1 protein-coding gene is annotated in these 485 nt (G+C 41.9%); it reads right to left on the bottom strand.

The features are described 5' to 3' along the window. Positions 1 to 485, bottom strand: a 485-nt coding sequence (locus tag V6B97_RS17140; RefSeq protein ID WP_333507715.1) for a hypothetical protein, incomplete at both ends; no start/stop codon positions are given.

Raw genomic sequence — 485 nt, 5'->3', positions numbered from 1 at the left:
GCTCCACAAAGGGATGCAATTTTGGCATCAGAAGAATGTCCCCACATAATAACGCAAAAAGCGTACAATGGCGTGTGCACTGGAACATAACTTCTAATATGAAGATTGAGGCAAACAGACTTCGCCTCTTTCCACCCCCGCTCAGCAAATTTATTCAACTCAGAATACTGGGGGCGATTCAACACAGTAAAGACTTGTGCAGTCCTCCCAACTTTCGTTTCCACTGTTAACTCCTTGGCGGGAAATTTAACAATTTCTTCCTGATTGGTTAGATCTACACAAACTTTTGTCAATTTAGGATCCCTACCCTTAAAATGGGCTACAATATCAGACAATCGCAGCCGTTCTACCAAAGAATTGGCAAGGAAAATATCACTTTTTGAAAGTGACAAATCAGAATGTCTCACCAAACGACCCTCTGCCCCATCAACAAATTGCTGTCCCCGGACTTCCTTCCGTTTTTCTTTCAAAGTTCGAATAAAATT

Origin of the sequence: Nitratidesulfovibrio sp. 1201_IL3209, from assembly GCF_036763125.1 — a bacterium.
In the GTDB taxonomy this organism is placed as follows: domain Bacteria; phylum Desulfobacterota; class Desulfovibrionia; order Desulfovibrionales; family Desulfovibrionaceae; genus Cupidesulfovibrio.
Note: the sequence above shows the minus strand (reverse complement) of the source record. Positions and strands in the feature narration are given on the sequence as shown.